General features: G+C 74.1%; 14 protein-coding genes. All 14 read right to left on the bottom strand.

What is annotated here, in order from left to right:
• Window positions 1–11: 11 nt before the first annotated feature.
• The 14 genes from ACZ4TV_RS10750 to ACZ4TV_RS10685 are packed head-to-tail and all read right to left on the bottom strand — an operon-like array spanning window position 12 to window position 19,362.
• On the bottom strand, window positions 12–5,123 hold the full coding sequence (locus tag ACZ4TV_RS10750; protein ID WP_468132942.1) for a hypothetical protein: 5,112 nt from the start codon (window positions 5,121–5,123) through the stop codon (window positions 12–14).
• Complete coding sequence (locus tag ACZ4TV_RS10745; protein ID WP_468132940.1) at window positions 5,120–6,424, bottom strand: ATP-binding protein; 1,305 nt, start codon at window positions 6,422–6,424, stop codon at window positions 5,120–5,122. The genes ACZ4TV_RS10750 and ACZ4TV_RS10745 overlap by 4 nt, the downstream gene beginning before the upstream one ends.
• Entirely contained in the window at window positions 6,412–7,743 is a 1,332-nt protein-coding gene (locus ACZ4TV_RS10740) for a contractile injection system tape measure protein (RefSeq protein WP_468132938.1), read from the bottom strand. Before ACZ4TV_RS10740 ends, ACZ4TV_RS10745 begins: the two co-directional genes overlap by 13 nt.
• Window positions 7,740–9,788, bottom strand: a complete 2,049-nt coding sequence (locus ACZ4TV_RS10735) for a hypothetical protein (RefSeq protein WP_468132936.1) — start codon at window positions 9,786–9,788, stop codon at window positions 7,740–7,742. Before ACZ4TV_RS10735 ends, ACZ4TV_RS10740 begins: the two co-directional genes overlap by 4 nt.
• Before the next feature lie 15 nt (window positions 9,789–9,803).
• Entirely contained in the window at window positions 9,804–10,649 is an 846-nt protein-coding gene (locus ACZ4TV_RS10730) for a hypothetical protein (protein WP_468132934.1), read from the bottom strand.
• Complete coding sequence (locus ACZ4TV_RS10725) at window positions 10,642–12,465, bottom strand: hypothetical protein (RefSeq protein ID WP_468132932.1); 1,824 nt, start codon at window positions 12,463–12,465, stop codon at window positions 10,642–10,644. The genes ACZ4TV_RS10730 and ACZ4TV_RS10725 overlap by 8 nt, the downstream gene beginning before the upstream one ends.
• A complete protein-coding gene (locus ACZ4TV_RS10720; RefSeq protein ID WP_468132931.1) occupies window positions 12,462–15,170 on the bottom strand; it encodes a hypothetical protein in 2,709 nt (902 codons plus the stop codon). The genes ACZ4TV_RS10725 and ACZ4TV_RS10720 overlap by 4 nt, the downstream gene beginning before the upstream one ends.
• Window positions 15,167–15,583, bottom strand: coding sequence for a GPW/gp25 family protein (locus ACZ4TV_RS10715; RefSeq protein WP_468132929.1), 417 nt, complete (start codon window positions 15,581–15,583; stop codon window positions 15,167–15,169). The genes ACZ4TV_RS10720 and ACZ4TV_RS10715 overlap by 4 nt, the downstream gene beginning before the upstream one ends.
• Window positions 15,580–15,855: a PAAR domain-containing protein gene (locus ACZ4TV_RS10710; RefSeq protein ID WP_468132927.1), complete on the bottom strand. Its 276-nt coding sequence runs from the start codon at window positions 15,853–15,855 to the stop codon at window positions 15,580–15,582. Before ACZ4TV_RS10710 ends, ACZ4TV_RS10715 begins: the two co-directional genes overlap by 4 nt.
• Window positions 15,856–15,864: 9 nt before the next feature.
• A complete protein-coding gene (locus ACZ4TV_RS10705) occupies window positions 15,865–17,604 on the bottom strand; it encodes a phage baseplate assembly protein V (RefSeq protein WP_468132925.1) in 1,740 nt (579 codons plus the stop codon).
• Complete coding sequence (locus tag ACZ4TV_RS10700) at window positions 17,601–18,275, bottom strand: CIS tube protein (RefSeq protein WP_468132923.1); 675 nt, start codon at window positions 18,273–18,275, stop codon at window positions 17,601–17,603. Before ACZ4TV_RS10700 ends, ACZ4TV_RS10705 begins: the two co-directional genes overlap by 4 nt.
• Window positions 18,272–18,442 carry a hypothetical protein gene (locus tag ACZ4TV_RS10695; RefSeq protein ID WP_468132921.1) on the bottom strand — a complete coding sequence of 57 codons (171 nt, stop codon included), beginning with the start codon at window positions 18,440–18,442 and terminating at the stop codon, window positions 18,272–18,274. The genes ACZ4TV_RS10700 and ACZ4TV_RS10695 overlap by 4 nt, the downstream gene beginning before the upstream one ends.
• A 1-nt stretch (window position 18,443) precedes the next feature.
• A complete protein-coding gene (locus ACZ4TV_RS10690) occupies window positions 18,444–18,908 on the bottom strand; it encodes a phage tail protein (RefSeq protein WP_468132919.1) in 465 nt (154 codons plus the stop codon).
• A 4-nt stretch (window positions 18,909–18,912) separates the two neighbouring features.
• A complete protein-coding gene (locus ACZ4TV_RS10685; protein ID WP_468132917.1) occupies window positions 18,913–19,362 on the bottom strand; it encodes a phage tail protein in 450 nt (149 codons plus the stop codon).
• Between the last annotated feature and the right edge of the window lie 25 nt (window positions 19,363–19,387).

Raw genomic sequence — 19,387 nt, 5'->3', positions numbered from 1 at the left:
CTCCGGTGCGTTCATGCGGACGTCGCCGCGAGGGCGGCCGCGAACTGTTGCTGGATTCGTTGCCAGTTGAGTCTCTGTCGCAAGGCCAACTGGTTCAGGGTGAGAGCGACGTCCACGCCGGGGGCCACCCGGTAGAGCATCCCGACAGGCCGGTCGAGCGCGTCCTCCGGCACGTCGGCGATGCTTCCGTCCCAGACGTGTACCGGCAGTCGCTGCTGCAGGTACGAGATGTAGCCGACCGGGCCGAGGCCGTTGTTGGCGGTGAACTCGGCCCGCAGCCAGTCATGGAACTGCTCGGTTCCGATGGTTCCGGTCGTCACGGTTCGGGTGGGGTCGTCAGGGTCGGGTACCCGGAAGGCGCCCACGTGACCCGAGGGAGTGACCGACGTGATCGTGCTCTCGCGGGCGGACACTCCGCGGGGAGCGCGCGTGCGGGTGATGGTGAGCTTGTGCAGCACGTAGTTCGTCGGGGAACGCAAGCTGGTGTGCGCGGTGATCCAGCGCAGCGCGTTGTCCACGTCCCCCTGCGCGAAGACCGCCATCGCGGTCTCGATCACCTGCGGGATGAACCCGGTGGGAATCCACTCGTGTGCGCCGGGAGCCTCGCCCCGGAATCGGGCCTTGACCCAGTTCTTGGTCTCGGGGCTGGTAGTCCAGAGCGCGGCAAGCTGCGCCCAGGTGAGCCCACCGGACGACCCGCGGACCATGTTCCGCAGGAACTGGATGATGCCGCCCGCGGCCGTCACCGCCGCCCTGACCATGGGGTTCACCTCGTCGACCGGCCACGGCTCGAACGTGCCCCAGCGCCCGCCGCTCATCGAAAACTGGATCTGCCCGATGACGGCGCGGAGCGCGGCGTTCTCCTCCTCGGAAACCTCGGCGAGTCCGGCGTCGCGCAGGCTGCGCGCCGCGTCGGTGCCCAGGGCGGTGACGAACATGGTCCGTACGGAGTGCGGCGGGTCGGGGCTGTCCGTTTGCAGGGCCTGCGCAGAGAACGGGCCGCCCGAGGCCTGCCGCGGGTTCGACTGGCTGCCGACGAGGAACCACGGCAGCAGCATCCGGTGCGTCGAGTCCTGCGCGAGCTGGTCGAGCCCGCTGGTGGCCGTGCCCGCGAGGACCGTGTCCGGCCACACCTGCGCACCGCCCGGGCCGCCCGGGGGAGTTCGCTGCACCCGCCGGATCCGCGGCAGCCACTGGTCCCGTACGGTCCCCGCGTAGCGGGCTCCGTGCCGGGGCAGGTGCGTGGCGATGTCCTGGACGTACTCCTCGGGGTCCTTCTGCTCCATCAGCTCGAACAGCCGGTGCAACAGCCCGGCGAGGGCGCGCTCGCGGTTCTCCACGGCGTCGTCGGACGGCGGCCGGATCTCGTCCTGGGGGTTCGCCGCGGCGGCCAGGAACTCCGCGGCGATGCGATCGCCCTCTGCGTTCGTGTCGTCCGCGACGGCCTCCGCCTCCCCGATCAGAGCCGTGGCTTGCGCGTGTGCCTCGGGCGCGGCGGGCTTGCCGGCGGCGAGGTCGGCCCGCCAGCCGGCGAGCGCTTCGGACACCGACTGCGGTGTCGAGGCGACCATCACCGTGGCGTCGCCCCCCGCGGTCGCCACCCAGACCCGGTGCGGGTGCCCGGCCGCGGCGAACCGCACCGTCGTGCCCAGCTCGGTGTCCTCGCGCCCTTCGGCCTCCTCGCCGTCGCCACCCCGGCCCAGGGTGCGCATGAGGGCCCGCCCGCGTTCGGCGAGCTCCCCGATGACCAGCTCCATCACCTCGAAGACACGGGCCTGCAGGGCGCCGATCACCTCGGCGACCTCGTCGGGCAGGTCACCCAGGTGCAGCAGCCCGGCCAGGAAGTCGATCACCGGTGGGATCAGCGAGGCCAGCGCCCGCTCGACCGCGTTGGCGAGGCCGGTGATGTTGCCGGCGACGACGTCCGCCATACCGTTCACCACCGCCTCGACGAAGCGGAAGATCCGGGCCGCGTTGCGGAAGATCCACGAGCACACCTGGTAGATCAGGTCGATGGCCTGCGCGACCGCGCCGACCGGGTTGAGCAACGCGACCACCCGTACGACGACCTGCTGGATCAGCGTCTCGACCAGGTACTCGACGGCGGCCTCGAGGATCGTCTGTACCAGCACCTCAGGGCTGAGCCGCTCCTTGACCATCTCGACCAGGCCGCCCGGGCCGCGCTCGATGAGCACGGAGATCAACTGCCAGGCGGCCTCGATGATCTCGACGTTCTGGGCGCCGATGTGCCGGACGAGGATCTCCCGGACCCGGGGCCAGGTGATCCCCATCAGCTGCAGCGCGAAGGAGAACAGGGCCCGCGCCGAGAAATCGGTCGGCATCGGGATCGGGGTCTGCAAGCCGGAGAACAGCCAGTCCCAGAAGCCGTTCAGCACGTGGCTGCCGAAATGCTCGAAGAACTGCTCGAAGCCCTGCTTGACCCCGGCGACCAGGTTGTTGACGAAGTTCTCCGGATCGTCGGCGATGTCCGAGACGACCTGCTGGATGCGGGCGACGAGCGCCCAGAACGCGCCGGGCGGGATGCCGACCAGGGTGAGCAGGCCGTTGATGATGGCCCGTACCGGATCGTCGATGAACGCCTCGATCGCGGCGACGATCCGCCCGAGCACCCCGCGGGCCGCCTCCCGGCGCTCCTCGACCGCCGTCTGCGCCTCGGCGACCGCCTGCGTGGCGCGCCGGGAGAGGTCCTCCACGAAGCTCGTCCGAGCTGCGCTCACCCGCTCGGTCAGCCCGTCCAGCATTCCGCCGAACCGGGCCCGTTCCTGCGCGACGAACTCCGGGAACTCGCCCTCCATCGCCGTGAACGCGGCGTCGATGTCGTCCCGGGCCTGCTGGATGACCGCCTGCGCGGCCGCCAGTACGCCGTTGACCTCGGTGGAGATGCTCAGCAGCAGATCGCACACGCCGTCGCCGAACGCGCGCTCGGCGCGGTCGTACTCCGCGGTGACCCAGTCCGGCAGGCCGAACACGGCGTCGCCGATCCCGACGACCAGGCCGCCGACCCCCGAGTGCCGGTCGTCGATCCACCGCTGCACCCGGTCGAGGGAGTCGTGGAACTCCCGCGAGACACGCGCCAGCCCGGTCTCCCAACGGGCCATGGCGGTGCGGGACAGAGGGTCGAGAAGGCCGCCGACCCGGGTCTGCGCGGCGTCGAAGATCGCCTGGGCGCGCCGGGAGACCGCCTCCCGGGTCTCCTGCTCGGTGGTCACCGCCGCGCCCTGACCGGTACCGACCGACTTCACCGTCGTGGCGCGAGCGGTACGCAGCGCCTGCGTGGCCTGTGCCTGCAGCGAGGCCATGTCGGCCTGGGCGGAGGCGATCGCCTCGGCCTGCTGCGCCGCGAGCTGCTGGGGGGTGGTCTGCGCCATCTCGCCCAGCTCACCGCGGCCTTCGCGCACGGCGGAGAACGGCTCGGTGGGAATCTCCCGGGTGACCAGGGTGTCCACGCCGGACTCGGCGATCCGTGCGTCGGTGGCCGCGACATCGGCGTCGAGCGAGAGGTTCTCCGCCGGAATCGGGTCGGGCGCGGCGCCCGCCGCGTCCGCTCCCATACCCGGCGAGGCAGTCGGCGGCGGGGTGATCGGCTGCGGCGTCAGCGCGGGCGTCCCGGCCGGCGGGCTGCCCATGCCCTCGTACGCGGACCCGGCCTGCCGCACCTGCGTGTCGACGGAGCCGGAGACCGTCGCCCCGGCGGCCGCGGCCTCCCGGGTCGGATCGCTGCGCAGCAACTCGTCCTCGTCGACGGGCCGGTGCTCCCGGATCGCGGTCCGGATCCGCTCGCACAGCTCGACGATCTCCGGGCTGGGTGCCGGCTGCGCGCCCAGCTCGGCGGCCAGCTCCTGCTGGGCGCGGGCGGCGGTTTCGCCGGCCGGCTCGGTCACTGCTCCGCGTGCCGCGTCGACCGTCGCGCCGGCGGGCGGCAGATCGCGTGCGGCCCGCGCCGCGGCTCCCGCACCCGCTCCGACCGCGTCACCGCGCGCGCGGGCCGCGGGCCCGAGGGCACTGGGGGCGGGCGGCATCAGCAGCTCTACCGGTGCCGGGGGAGCCCCCGCCGCGCCGGACTCCTCCTCGTACTCCGGCGTGGGCTCGGCCGGAGCCCCCCCGGCGGACTCCTCCTCAGCGGGCGGGGCCGGCACGGCAGTCGGCTCCGGACCGGCCGGGGCCGGGCCGCCCGCCGACCCGCCCGCCGGCACGTTTGCCGGCACGTTTGCCGGGACCAGGGAGGTGGCGGCGGCCGGAGCGGACTCCGGTCCGGCGGGCTGGGGCGGCGGCGCGGGCGGGGTCGGTTCCACCGGGCCCAGCACACCGGCCAGGGCCGCGCGGAACGCGGCGTCGAGCAGGGCCACCGTCGCGGGGCTGTCGACGCCGTACGCGCCGGGTGCGAAGAACAGGTCCTGCCGTGTCACGAACGCCGGAGCTCCCTCAACCGGCGCGTCGGGGTGGACCCGGACGCCGGAGAGGTCCCATCCGCGGATCCCCCGGAACAGCTCCACGATCCGGGGCTCGACCGGGAGCCCTGGTGGCAGCGTCCCGGCCGGGAGATCCACGGTGAGCGTCGCGCCCTCGCGGGCCACGGGCAGGGCGGGGCCGGCGCGCGTCACGACATCGGCGCCGACCGGGCTCAGGTCGATGCTCAGGGTGGTCCCGCGCAGGGTGACCGCGGGTGCCGCGAGGGGCTCGCCCGCCCAGCCCGCCACCGTCCACTCGGCATCCGCGACGTCGAGCCCGAGCAGCCGTACGGCGGCCCGCATCTCCACCGTGCCGTCGAAGCTCCCGTCGGAGCGCACCCCGGCCCGGCCCGAGAGGGCGACGAACGGCGCGGCGCCGGTGAGCAGTACGCGGCCACCGGCCACCGACCACTCGGCGTGGCGGGCCGTCAGGCCGCCCGCGCGCCTGCCCGTCAGGTCGACGCGCTCCCCGGCCGCGGCCACCGGCACCCGGTCCAGCGGCGTGGCCGCGGCTGCCGAAGCGGCCTCCCACGGCTGCGCCGTGCTCGTCGCCGTGCCGGTCGCCGTGCTCGGCGCGGTGCTGGTCGTCGGACCGTGCCGGGCGTCGGCATCCGGCCCGGCCGCCGACGTGCGGGCCGCGGTGGGCGGGGTCATCGCGGCGCCGTCCGCCCTGACTTCTCGTACTGCCGCCGGATCCCCGCGAGGAGGTGCTGCTCGCCGACCCGCCGCCCATCGGCGGCCGCGCGGTACGCGGCGTCCAGGCTCGCGTCGCGGATCTGCGCCCCGGTCAGGTCGTACCCGCGGGCGAGCCCGTCGAGGTCGACCGCCTCATCCACCGGGAGCTGCCGGGGCAGCACGCTGCGCCACAGCCGGGACCGCTCCGCCGGCCCCGGGTTGGGGAACTCGACGGTCACGTGAATCCTGCGCAGGAAGGCCTCATCGATGTTGGCCAGCAGATTGGTCGTCAGCACCACGACACCTGGGTGCCGTTCCACCCGGGACAACAGGTACGAGACCTCCTGATTGGCGTAGCGGTCGTGCGCGTCCGACACCTCGGTGCGCTTGCCGAACACCGCGTCGGCCTCGTCGAAGACCAGCACGCAACGCTCCCGCGAGGCCCGGTCGAACACCGACGCCAGGTGCTTCTCGGTCTCTCCGATGTACTTCGAGACGAGGGCGGACAGGTCGATCAGGTAGGCGGGCAGCTCGCAGGTGCGCGCCAGCGCCGCGGCCGTCATCGTCTTGCCGGTGCCCGGCGGGCCGTGGAAGAGCACGATCAGCCCCGAGACGTTGTCGTGGTGCGCGCCGAAACCCCAGTCGTCGACGACCAGGTCACGGAAGGCGATCCGGTCCACCAGCTCGGCGACGCGCCGCCGCGCCGCCCCGGGAAGGACGACGTCGTCGAGGGTGTGCACGGTGTGCAGCGGCCGGGCAGGAGAGCCCGCGGGCAGCGACGAGCCCGCCGCGGGCAGGCCGAGCAGCCAGGCCCGCAGCTCTGGATCGAGCACGAGCCGGCCCGAGAGATCACCGGGGGGCTCCAGGACGAGCAGGCCCGAGGCCCGAAGTGGCGCGGTCGGCCCGAGCAGCGCGGTCGCGTGCAGGCGCCCGGCGAAGCTGCGCGCCATCAGGGTGCGGGCCACCTCGCCGGTCAGGCCCGCCGCTCCCGGCCGGTCGGTGAGCCGCCCGAACAGCACGTCGAACTTCTCGTCCACGTGCGGGGCCAGCGCCGCCAGCAGCACCAGCGCCTCGGGAGCGCTGAGCCCGGCCCGCGCGACCGCGGTGGCCAGCGGCCCGTCACGGCCGTAGCCGTCCAGCGGCGGCAGTGGGTCGTCCACGGCGATCTGGAGCGGCCGGTCGGCCGGGTCGGTACGGCGTTCCTCCAGCCGGACGGCGATCAGCGCCTCCAGTGCCTCCAGCGCGGTGCGCAGTTCGAGGACGGCCCTCACCGCTGCCACGCCAGGGACATCGGCGGCGTCCACGGCAGCCGGACCAGGCCCAGCGGGTAGGGCAGGGCGGGAAGGACGATGTCGAGCGGCAGCGTCCGCGCGGCGATCCGGACCATCGGGCCGTCGCCCTCGATCAGGCCGTCGCGGCGCAGCCATGCGGAGCGTACGAACTCCGGGCTGGAGGCGCCGAACCCGGGCAACAGCGCCGCGAAACCACGCAGCACCCGCTCGGCACCCTCGTCCGTCGCCGCGGGCGGGGCCTCGTCCGCGTCGAGCGGGAGCGGTACGCCGGCCACCGGGGCCCCGGCGAGCAAAAGGACCAGCGGATCGTCGGCCAGGGCCGGGTCGCCCGGGTCGGCGAGCCGGGCCAGCACCCGCCGTCGCAGGCCGACGGCGACCGGGTCGGTGCCCTCCGCGTCGATGGCCGCGGCAGCGAGGCCCGGGTCGCCGGTGAGTGTCTCGCGGCACAGGTCGCGCAGCCACGGGTAGAGCAGCAACAGGCCGGCCACCCGGGTCACATGGCGCAGGTCGACCGTGGCGCCCGGCGCCGACGCGAGGTACGAGAGCTCGCGCAGCGGCGAAGCGGACCGGGCCAGCGACGCGGCCCAGGCCGATGCGGTGGCCTCCGGGCCCGGCCGGCCGTTTGGGGGAGCCGCCGACCGGCCGGCGACCGCCTCGCCCGGCCCCGTCTTCCGATCCGGGGCGCCGGCCTGACGCGGGACACCGGCGGCGCCGGGCGCTACCGAGGGCCGGGCCGGCGCCCGGCCACCGGGGCGGCGCAGCCCGTGGAGGCGTGCGACCAGCGACCTGCCCGCCGAGGGGCCCAGCCCTTCCCAGACCGCCCGCGCCACGTCGGGTTCGGCGGCCCCCAGCACCGCGACGGGCACGTCGGACGGCGGCGCCCCCGCGCCGAGCCAGGCCAGGGCGGCGGAGACCACCTCCTCGACGCGTGCGTCGCGGCCCGTGGCGGCGCCCCCGTGCCCGCCCGCCCGGGAGGGCAGGGGGCGCACGGGCTGCCCGGGGAGGCCCGGGCCGGCCGGCGCGGCGTGCTGCCCCGCCTCCCGTCGGGTCTCCTGGCGTACGGCGATCCTGGCCCCCGCTTCGAGGGCGCTGCGGCGCACCGCGTCCGCCCAGAGCACGGCCAGAGTCCGTTCGTCGTAGCCGGTGACGTCGAGTTCGATCCGCACGTGCAGCCGGCCGAGTTCGGCGTCCTCCAGATCGCCGAGGGCCTCCTCCAGGGCAGCCGGCAGGGACCGCGCGGCGATCCCCGCGAGGCGGCGTCCGGCCGGGCCGCGGATGCTGAGCCGGTCGACGACGATGTCGGTCATCCCAGCAGTCCCTTGACCACCTGGAACTGGGCGTCGATCGCCCGCGCCTGCTCGGGTGCGATCCCGGAGGCCTTGACCGCCGTCCGCATCGTGCCCAGCAGGGCGACGGCCGCCGTGCCGATCTCGGCCTCGCCGCCGGTGGCCGTCACCACGTCAAGGGCGACGGCGGCCTGCTTGGCGTCCTTGAGGGCACGGCCGAGGGTCCGCTCGTTGTCGGAGTTGACCAGCGCCGTGAGGCCCTCGGTGATGAGGCCGGCGAAATTGACCAGACCGCGCCCGGCGTCGGCGCCGACCCGGCCCGTGAACGCCGGACCGCCGCCTTTCGCGGCCACCGCATTGAGGGTCGTCACCGCCCCCTGGAGGTTCTTCGTCAGGCCCTCGACCTCGCCCAGCCGGGTATGGAACGTGTTCACCAGCGGGGTGAGCGTTTCCTGGGCCTTACCCAGCCCGGCGAGCCGGCCGTCCAGCGTGGCGAACTTCTGGGTCGCGGTCTCGGTGAAGGCGGTGAAGTCCTCGATCTTCCCGGAGAACTCCGTCACCGTCGTCCGGAGCGTGCCGATCGCCGCGTCCTGCTCGGTGGACATCGCGATCGCCTGGTCGGCCTTCGCGGCTGCCGCGGGCAGTTGGGTGCCGATCTCCCGGGCGCTGTGCGCGGCGGGGATCCGCCCGGTCGCCACCACGGTGCCCTGGTTGTTGGTGACCAGCACCGCGGTGTCGGCGAGGTTGAGGTTGCCGGCGGCCTCGAACCCGGCCAGCGCCTGGGCCTCGGTCTGCGTCGCGATCACCACGTTGGCCGATCCGGAGAGCTCGGTGAGCCGCGTCTCCAGGATCGGCTTGACGGTCTGGGCCGGGCGGCCCAGCATCAACGTCTGGTCGATCATGCCGTCGCCGAAGAACGCGAACGTCTCCTGCCGGTATACGTCCTTGACGATTTCCTCGAACCGCTCGGGGTAGTCCGGCGGTTCCCACACGAGATCGATCGGCCTGACGTAGATGTCCGGCGGCCAGACCTCCGGGATGACCTTCGGCGGGTAGTAGGTCACGCACTTCCCGTCCGGGCAGTAGTGGATGTCCCCCGGATGGATGACGATCGGCCCGGTGCCGCCGCCACCGCCCGTCGCCGGCGGCGGGTTCGGTGGGGCGTAGGTGGCGATCAGTGCCTCGATCGTGTCCCGGTACCGCTTCGCCGGATCGCCGCACCCGCCGCCGAGCAGGGAGCGGACGAGACCGGTGGGCGGCTCCCAGGCATGCCGGAACTCGCAGTCCCACTCCCACCGCGTGCCCACGAGGTTCAGCCAGCCGAGGACGAGACCGGGCCGGGTCACCGCGCTGCGGTCGGTCTCCAGTGCCAGCAGCCGCGAGATCCGCAGCAGGTCCAGGGTCGCGAACAGCACCTGGTCGAGGAAGCCCGCCTTGTAGCCGCGCGCCCCCGGCAGGTCGCCCGTCTCCAGCGAGGTGGCGCGCAGCGCGGTGATCGCGGCCGGGGAGATCAGCGGGGAGCCACCGGAATTCGTCAGCCGGGTGGCGATCGCCTCGCGCAGCGTCGCGTACGCCGTGGGGGTCGCGTCGAGCGTCAGCGGATTGACAGCGAGCAGCGGTTCCTGTCCGAAGTCGAAGCGGGGCCCGGTGATCCGGCCGGCGACGATGTGGAGCACCGTGCCCCGGGTGTGCTGTACGGCGTGTCCGGCGCAGTCCGGATCGTCGCAGTCCGGATCCTCCGAGGGCGTGTCGGTGCCCTGCAGCACGATGCTGAAGCCGCCCTGTGCCGGGTCGACGAACGGGAACACCTCCGCGGAGGCGGTGGGCGGCAGCGGGATCGTGGTGGGGGCCCCGACCAGGAGTGGTTCCCCGGCGTGGTCGACGCCCAGACCCGGCGCGATGGTCAGGACGTCCCCCTGGACCGCCCCGGTGAGCCCCGCGTTGACCCCGAAGCCGACGAGGAGACCGAGCAGGCGCTCGCGATCGCGGTGGAAGGAGCCGAGCCGGTTGAGGTCGTCCGCGGTGAGGGTCTGTCCGCCCTCGAACACGGGGTAACTGGTCTCCACGTGACGCTCCTCGGGTCATTCCTCGTCGGGCAGGCGCCCGACGTCGAGACGGTCGATGGTGCGGCCCTCGTCCACGCACTCCCAGATCCGGATGCCGTGGGAGTGGTCGACGAAGGAGGTGATCGAGCACAGCAGGGCGCGCAGATCGTTGCGGTACTGGTCGATCCCGGTCTCGAACGCGGCCCGTTCGGCCGGCGTGAGGTCACTGCCCGCTCCCGGCACCGGGGGCTCCGGCGGCTGCGGCGGGACGAATCCCGGCTTGGTCCAGCAGACCCGCAGCGCCACGTGTGCCGGGGCGTAGCGCTGGACGAAGCTGATCGCCTCGGCCTGTTGGTGGTGGTCCTCGAATCGGGTCGTGGTCGGCACGAACAGGGTCCCGGTGAGCCCGGGTTCGGCGATCCGCGGCCCCGGCACCTTGAAGTGCTCCAGCAGATAGGGCCGGTCGGCGGCGGCGATCCCGAAGGCCAGGCAGAACCAGTCGAGGAAGCCGCGGGGAGTGCCGCGGCGGCGCCACATCCGGGCCGACCGGGCGAGGAACGCCCGCCGCAGGCCCACGCCGCGCTCGTCCGCGGGCCAGCTGCCCGGGAACGTGAACGCCACCCGCCGGGCGATCTCGTCGTACACCGCCAGGTACGCGGCGATCAGTGCGTCTGCGCCCGCGTCGAGCGGCAGGCCCGCGGGCCAGCGCAGCGCCGCGTCCGGGCCGAGCGCGAGGGCGAGATCCTCCAGCCGTTCGAGGTAGGCGTGGTTGAGCTCGTCCACGAGACCGAGGAAGGCGTCCAGCTGCGCGAAGGAGAGCGCGTCCTCCTGGTAGACGGGCGGCAGCAGCGAGGCAACGCGCGTGTAGTCGGCGCTACGCATCGCCGCACCCCGCTGTCAGTGCGAGCCGGACCCGCAGGCACCGGACGTCGATCAGCTCGGGATCGGGCACCGCCCCGGCCGGCACCGCCACCGCACCGGCGGGTTCCGGCACCGACCCGGCGGGCACCGACCCGGCGGGCACCGACCCGGCGGGCACCGAGCCGGCCGGCAGCAGGACCGCGCCCGCCGAGAAGTCGAGGGGCGGTGCGCCGTCCACCCCGATCGCGAGGTCCTCCACACCGAGCACGGCGGGATCGTCGGCCAGCGCCTCGACCACATCGGAGAACCGGATCGGGTCACCGGGCGTCCACCCGGCCTGCGGCTGGTCCACCCGCGGCCACGGCCCGTCGATCCGCTCCGCGGCCGCCGCGCCGGAAGCGGAACGCCCCTGACCGGCCGGGCGCCGCGACTCCGGGCCCTCGTCGAAAAGGGCCTCCACCCGGGACCGGGCACGGAGTACGAGCGCCTCCCGGTCGGTACCCACCCCGGCGACCAGCCACCCTTGCAGGACGACCGGGACCTTCCGCAGGAGCGCGGCGCCCACCTCGTCGCCGATCACCCGGCGCGGGTCGAGCGCGTTCAGATCCTCGCGCCAGGTCGGGTGCGGCTGGATCACCTCCGAGCCGATCGCGGTGGCCAGTACCTCGCGCAGGAACGGCTCCTCGGGCCCCGTGCCGACGACCCGCTCGACCACGAGGGTGACGGTGCCCGCCCGGCTCTCCGCCTCCGTGGCCTTGCGTCCGTCCCAGCCGACGCCTGGCAGCTTGCCCGCCACCGCCCATGCCCGGCCCACCCGGGGGTGGCTGCGGGCGCGGCGGGCGTAGTCCTCGGCGGTGACCGGTTCGCAGGTCAGGGCCTGCACCGGATGCGGGGGCCAGAACCGGCTCCTGCCGTCCTCGTACTCCAGGTCCTCGGGGACCGTATCCGGCGGCGTCCGGGCGCCCGCCATCGCCGCATCGACCTCGGCCTCGGTGAGTTCGTACTCCGGCGCCGACAGCCGGGCGCGCACGGCGGCCGCCGCCTCGGGCGTGGTGGCGGCGGCCACCTCGGAGAGCCTGCCGAGGACGGTCTCGACACTGCGGCGGCGACGCTCCCGGCGTACCAGCGCCACGAGCTCCTCTGGCCACAGGGGCACCACCTTCCCCAGCGCGGCCGCCGCGCGCGCGTCGCGCTCGGCCACGGTGCCGCCCGTCCCCCGCTGCTCTTCCACCGCGTCCGCGACCTGCCCGGAGAGCTCGTGGGCCGCCGCGCGGACCAGCCTGGCCCGCATCAGCGCGATCACGACGGGCACCTGCTCGGCGGTGAACCGCCCCGCCCAGGGGGCCCGGGCGAGGACCGCGGCGGCCTCGTCGGGTGAGCCGCACCGCCGGATCACCGGTTCAAGGACGGCGGCGGTACTGCCCGCACCGGCGGCCGCCGGCGCCGCTGCCGCGAGCCGGTCGGCGAGGGCGGTCGTCGGGGTGACGGCGTCGGCCGGGGCGGCCTCGGCCAACTCACCCTGGGGCAGCGTGGCGTACCAGTGGCGCTCCTCCTCGGGCAGCCACGCGGGCACCTCCACCGGCCAGGCGGGCACCCGGGACGCCGTGCGGTGGTGCAGATCGGCCAGGGCGAACGCCCCTGCCTCGGCCAAGGTGGTGCCGGGGTCGACGGGGTTCTGGTCGCTCCAGCCCGGGGCGGGCGCACCGCAGGCGGCGAGGATCCGGTCGCGCAGCGTCGTCCAGTCCGCGTCCGGGTCAGCCGGGCGCCGTACCAGGATCGGGCGCACCGTCAGCGGATCGACGGGCGGCGCCGCGGACGGGACCGCTTCCCCACTCACAGGTGCTCCCGGACGTCGAGGGTGTGCAGTGCGGACGAGCAGTACAGGCCCCGCCAGGCGTCGACCGGGAGCGACTGCGCGGGTACGCCGTCCGGTCCGCGCAGGACCAGCGAGTCGAGCGCGGCGACCCAGGGGAGACGGTCGAGGAAGGCCACGAGCGAGGAACGGTAGAGGCTGACGCCCCACCGGGCCGGCGAGGTGTTCAGCGGGTGAAGCCAGCTCTCCAGCGCCGCCGTGATGTCGCGGAGCCCGGTCAGCGCGGCGGTCCCGGGCCGCAGCGTGATGCCGGCCTCGACCGTCGCGGCGACGTAGAGCGGGCACATCACGGCGGGGGAGGCGTGCAGCGGCAGCCGGGGCGCGAGCGCGTCGGCGATCCGTCCGGAGAGGCTGACGGACGGGCGCGGCGCCGGATGTGAGCGCTGGTCCGGCAGGACGACCAGTCCGACCGAGCCCGGCCGGCGGGTGCCGTCGGTGGCGGTGTGCGGCAGGCAGCGTACGGTCGCCACCTCGGGGAAGCCCACCGAGACGAGTTCCTCGTAGTCCCAGGCGGTCAGGGCCCGGCCGCGGTGCCGGGTGAGCCCCGAGGCCCGGCGGCGGTATCCGGCGTCGCCCTCCGGCTCCCGGCCCGCGACGCCGGCGAGATTGGTCACCTTCTTCACCCCGGTGACCTTGGCGACCGTGCCCTTGATCGTGCCGGGGGGCAGGGCCGCGCGGGAGCTCGGGTCGAGCCCGGGCACCGCCGACGTGCTGACGTACGCCGCGGTCACCGCGTCCGGGACCACGGCGCGCAGCCCGCCGATCCGTTCCGGGGTCGTGGTGACCATCCGGATCCAGCGGCCGCTCCCGGCGTCGGCGTCCGGGCAGCCGCTCGGCCGGCCGGACGGCGCGAGGAACCGCAGCAGGCCGGATTCCCGCAGCAGTGAGGACCCATCCGCAACGGCGAGCGGACGCCAACGGCCCTCCCCCCACCACTCCCAGCGGGCGTCCGGGTCCTCCGTACTGTCGCAGGGCGCCGCGGAGTCGACGTCGAGGTAGAGCGAGACGGTCGAGCCGGCGGCGCTCTCCGCGAGGTCGAGTCCGATCGCGACCATGCCGGTGTCCCCCCGGTCGGACACCGTGCGGGTGAACGGCCGGAACGGCTCCTCGTCCGCGGGTTTCACCCGCCTCGCCCAGCCGTTGAGCACCTCGACGCGTGCGGCGGGCACCGCGACGGTGGTGTAGCGCAGCGAGATCCGGGAGCAGACCGGAGCGACCGGCGGCACCGGCATCGTGGGTTTACCGCCGGCCACCGCCTTGGTCGCGAAGTCGGCGACCGCCGCCTGGTAGTCGGTCCAGCCGAAGTCGCCCTCCGCGAGGAAGGCCCGGATGAGGTGCCCCCGTTCGCCGCCAGCCAGGCTCGGAGACGAGGTGACACCGCCGAGACCGGTCGCGCTGAAGCCGCTGAAGGCGTCCTCCACCGTGGCGATCGTGACCCAGCCGTCGTCCTCGTACCGTTGCCATTGCACCCTCGGTTCGGAGCCCGGTCTGAGGTGATCCCGGATCTTCTCCAGGGTGTGCCAGACGGGGTGGGACGTGCCGAGCGGCGTGGTCTCCTGGAGGCGTTCGATCTCTTGCGCGACGGCGCGGCTCACGGACGAGGGGACCCCGCTGCCGCCGAACGCGGCGCTGAGCAGCGCGCCCTCCTCCTGCAGCACCTCGACCGTGACCTCCAGCGCCGAAAGGGGTTTGCCGAACGCTTCGTCGGAGCGCAGGTACAGGGCGTCGCCGCGCTTGGCGACCGCGCCGAACGGCTGGAACTCCTTGGTCACGTCCAGTGCGCCGTCGTTGAAGTAGCCGGCCTGGGGCTGCACCGGCCGGGCGACCACCTTCACCTCGACGCGCTGGAAGGCCAGGTCGACAGGGAGGTCCGCCGCGGCCGGGATCCGGGCCTCGATCCACGGGATCCCGCCGGGGGCCGCCGTGCACCCCCCGGCCAGTACGACGGTGACCGTGGCGGCGGAGACGGCGCACGTGGTCTCCCCCTCGGTGCCGTCCGGGCGCGGGTAGTGCCAGACGGCGGGGGCCAGCCCGGCCGCGTCGGCGGCCCCGGCGAAGCCGAGCTCCACCGTCATCGAGCCGCCCTCGAAGGCGAGCAGCGGACTGTGCACCCGCATCCGGTGCGGTGCCGGGGAGCCGGCGTGCGGATCGAGGGGAAAGTCCGGCGCCGATCCGGCCAGGCCCGGCAGCGCCGGGGACGGCCCGCCGGGAACCAGAGTGCGTACGCCGGTCAGGGCCGCGCCGTGCGCGGTGAGCGCCTCCTCGGTGGCGTACCGCCGCTCCGCCCCGGTGGCGTCCTTCCCGCCGCGCAGCAGTGCACCCCGCTCGATCACGGCGGGCGCGAGCCGCGGGTCGACGGTGGCCTGGGCGACCACGCGGTCGGGCAGCACCGGAAGTCGGGGCACCCCGAGGACGCGCTCCAGCCAGTCCAGGTGCGCGCGTTCGGGCAGGGTGGCCGCGTGCCGGTCGAGCCGTGGGTACTCCGCCAGCAGGGCGGCGAGCAGCATGCGGTCCGGGTCACCGGCGCGGGAGAACCTGCCGTCCGGCGCGAACAGCACATCGCGCCAGCTCCGCCCGTCCTCGTCGAAGGGCGTCAGGCCCGCGACGATCGCGAGTTCGGCACGCGGGCCCGACGCGCCGTCCTGCCCAGCCCCCATGGCCTCGGTCATGCCGGACCCCCGGCCCAGAACGGCAGCACGATGTTGTCGGGCCGACTGTGCCGGTCGGTCCGGTAGACGATCCGGACGTCGATCCGGCCCTCGGCCTCACCCGACGGCACGGCCTCCACCTCGTCGACGATCACCCGTGGCTCCCAGAGCAGCAGCGCCCGCTCCACCGCTGACGCCAGCCGGTGGCAGACATCCGCGGTGCACGGCTCGAACACGTACCGTTCGACGCCCACGCCGAAGGTGGGGCGCATGACGCGGCTGCCGATCTCGGTACGCAGCAGCACCCGGATCGCCTCCTGCACCCGAGCCGCTCCGTCGCTCTGCACGACGGCGGTAGTGCCGTCCCCGTACGGCTCCCAGCGCGGTGGAAAGGCCCAGCCGCGGCCGAGTTGGGGATCGGCGGCCCAGGTCATCCGAACACCACCGTGGGGCAGCCGACCGCGACGCTCGCGCCGCAGCCGCAGGGGTCCGCCGCGCGTACGGCGGGCCGGCCACCGATCAGCACGGTCGCCGACCCGGCCACGAAGGGCGCGGAGGGCACATGGGAGGGCGGGGGGATCGGGCAGGCGTGCATGTCGCCCAGCACCGCGGCCGGCATCCCGCCGACGAGCACGGTGGCGACGCCGGGGCCGACGACGGTCCCGGCGTGCACGGTCGGGTCCCCGACCCGGGCAGCAGCGGGCATGGTCCCTCCTCAGTTGATGGTGACGAGGGCGCCGGAGACCTTCATGGTCGCGGACGCCTTGAGGTCGAAGGTGGCGGAGCTCTCGAACTTCGACGGGCCGGTCGAGGCGCCCTCGATCCGGATGCCGTCGAGCTTCACCGCTCCCGCGGAGCTCTTCAGCACGATGTCGCCCTGCGCGGCCTTGAGTTCGATGCCGTCGCCGGAGAGCGTGAGGCTGTTCCCGCTGTCGCCGTGGGTGAGCGACACGGCGGAGTCGGCCTCCGCCAGCAGCAGCCGGTTGCCGGCGGGCGTGTCGATCGTCACGGCCGAGGAGTCGCCGTCCTCCAGCCGGAGCGTGTGCCCGCCGGGCGTCACGATCGCCCGGACCTGGTTGGCGTCGTCCGAGACCGGCACCGGCGGCTGCTGGGTGCCGTTGTAGAGCGAGCCGAGCACCACCAGTTCCGCCGCGTCCCCGTTCAGCCGCCCGACCAGCACCTCCTGGCCGACCGAGGGCGAGAACACCGTGCCGTAGCCGTCCCCGGCGTCCAGCGTGGCGAGCCGGGCCCAGACCCCTTCGCCGTCGTCGCCGCGCCACGGCATCGTCACCTTGGCCCGGTTGAGGCCCTCCGGGTCCTCCAACGAGGCCACCACGCCGACCACGAGCCCTCCGGGGGCGGCGCCGGCGCGGGCCTCCCGCGGCGCGAGCACCGGCGGACGCCCCACCTGGATCTCGGTGCGGTAGCCCTGGCCGGACAGCCGGTGCCGCACCGCGGTCAGGTAGTGCGGACCGGACATCCGCTCGCCGACCCCGGATACGGAGATCCACTGGTCGCAGCGCAAGGCCGCGTTGCCGACCAGCCTTCCGGTGCCGTGCAGATGGCCCAGGGCCGCCCGGCGCTGTGCTCCGGTGGCGAGCGCGTCGGCAGCCTCCGCCGAGCCGATGGCCGGATCGGCCAGCCGAGCTCCGCGCAGCGGCCATCCGGCGCCGGAGAGCGCGGCGCCGTGGTCCGGCCGGCGGCCGAGCTCCACGTCCGCCTGGGACGGGCCGGCCTCCTGCTCGATCACCTCCACCGCTGCCACGTCCCAGCCAGCCGCGACCACCGGGTCGACCGCGTGGGTGAGGTCCTGGGTGAGGTGCAGTTCGGTGACGTTCAGGCCGTACTCCAGGGAGTGCCGCGCGGACTCGCCGGACGGTGCGCGGAATACCAGGGTGGTGTCACGCACGTAGGTGACCCAGCCGAGTTCCCCGGCACGCGCGGTCAGCCACTCCCAGTCGCTGATCCGGTCGAGCACCACGGCCGGTCGGCTCACCCCGGTCGCGGCGTCAGCGGTCAGGCCGTGGTCGGCGGCGATGGCGGCGGCCACATCGGCGTCGGTGACGTCGGTGAACTGACGCGAGCGCGCCGGGTGGGCCAGCAAGGCCGACCGTGACCGGGCGTCGACCCGCAGCAGCGGACGTCCGTCGTACGGGAAGTGCGCCGTCAGTGAGGTGATCACACCGGTGAAGACCGGGGCGAGGTCGCTGTGGTAGCCCAGCAGCACCTCCACGGCGCTACCCGGGGCGAAAGCGGCCCCGTCGCTGTGCCGCACGGTGCGGGTGTCCGCGTCCCAGTTCTGCACCAGCAGACTGAGCCGGCCGTGCCGCCCTACCTCCTCGGACACATCGATCTCGACCACGTCGCGCTGGACCAGGGGCGCCAGCGCCGTCCCGCCGATCCGGACCTCGAACTCCGGCCGGTCCGGCGTCGCCCCGTCACCGTAGCGGCTCACCGGTCGGCCGCCTTCGGCGGCAGCAGCAGCACCTGCCCGGGCACCAGCCCGCTCGGGTTGACGAGCCGGTTGGCCTCCGCGAGCGGCCGCCAGAACGCGGCGTCGCCGTAGACCCGGTACGCGATCGTGTCGAGCCGCTCGCCCTCCCGTACCTCCCAGGTCTGGTAGAGGTCGGGGGATTCGCGGCGCTCCTGGGCGGCGGCCTCCTGCGGGGCGACGACCTCTTTCAGGGTCAGCTTCGCCGCGGCCCGCAGCGGTTCCCCGTCCCGGTCGAACAGCTTGTACGTGACGTCGACCTGGGTCAGCACCCCTCGGAAGTCGAACCGGCCCCAGTACGCGTGCACGTAGTACGGCTGGTGGGTGTCGGACTGGAACTCGGTCAGCGCGAGCAACGCGTCGAGCCGCTCACCCACCGTCTCGGCGGACTCGATCACGCCCGTCCCGTCCAGGAGCAGGTCGATCTGCACCTGGTCGGGCTCGCCGCCGCCGAAGGACTGCTGCGGCGCCGAGGACCCGGCGGACGGCGTGGCCTGGTAGGTGTTCTTCCGCGAGAACGCCAGCTCCGTCGGGTTGAGCATGGCCCGCCACGGCGCCCCGGCCGGCTCCTGGAACTCCTGGTCCCGGTAAGGCTCCAGGGTGAGCTTGGTGAGCAGCGCCGCGTCGAGGATCACAGGTCCCACTCCCGTCTCAGGATTTCCAGCACCCGCTCCGCCGCCCGCCGGACGATCGCGTCCACGACCTCCTCGGGGAGGTCGGCGCCGCCCGGCGCGCTACCCGCCCCTTCCGGGCGCGGCGCCGTCACGAACTCCGTGACGATCTCCGAGATCACCACCGCCATGTCACACCCCCACCGGTGCCAGCACCAGACCGTGGTGCGCCAGCTCCAGCGACTCCACCGCAACCGCGCTCGCCTGCGCGTCCAGGTCGGGCCCGGTGAGCTTGACCGGCCAGGCGCGCCGGAACGCCCACACCCGCACCGGCACGACCGCGCCGTCCACGTGCGACAGCAGCGAGATCTGACCGGCGCGCGGGGTCACCACCCCGGTCGTGTGATACTCGAAGAACCAGCTCCACAACTCCGTGGAAGGGCCCGTCCCCTGAGTCAGCACCAGATTCGGGAACGACGCCCGCGTCGGCAGCCGGTGCGCGAAGCGGTTCTCCCCGCCCTCCGCATACTCCTCGACGCCGACCTCGCCCGCGAGGCCGGAGCACTTGGAGAAGGCGACCGCGCTCAGCCCCTCCACGGCGAGCACGAAATGCGCGCCGAGGTAGGGGCGGACATTGGGTGCGCTGACGGGCAGCATCGGCTCACCTCACCTCGATGGTGATGTTCTCGCAGGCGAACTCGAGTGTCTCCAGGGCGATGTCGGTGCCGGTGGCCTTCAGACCGGGACCTTCGATCTTGGTCGGCCAGGCGGACTGGATCTTCCAGGTCATGACCGGACGGCGCGCCTCGTTCAGGAGACTCACCGAGACGTCGCGGCGCTCGACGCTACCCGCCACGATGGTGTTGAACCAGGCGAAGAGCCCGTTGCCCGACTCGGCCGGGATGATCCCGCGCTTGAGGGTGACCGGGCCGAACTTCTTCAGACCGGGCTGTTTCTGCACCGTCAGGGCACGGTCGTTGCCGCCGCGGTACTCGACCACCTCCGCCTCCATGGTCAGGCCGCTGACCTCGGAGAAACTCGACGTCTGGTTGTTGTCCCACTGCACCTCGAAGTGCAGGGTGGTCAGCGGATAGTTGATCGGCGTACTCATCTCGGGCTCCTTCGGAACGGGCGGT

The sequence above is a fragment of the Streptomyces sp. NPDC028910 genome (assembly GCF_055564955.1).
This window is presented reverse-complemented; position numbering and strand designations above follow the sequence as displayed.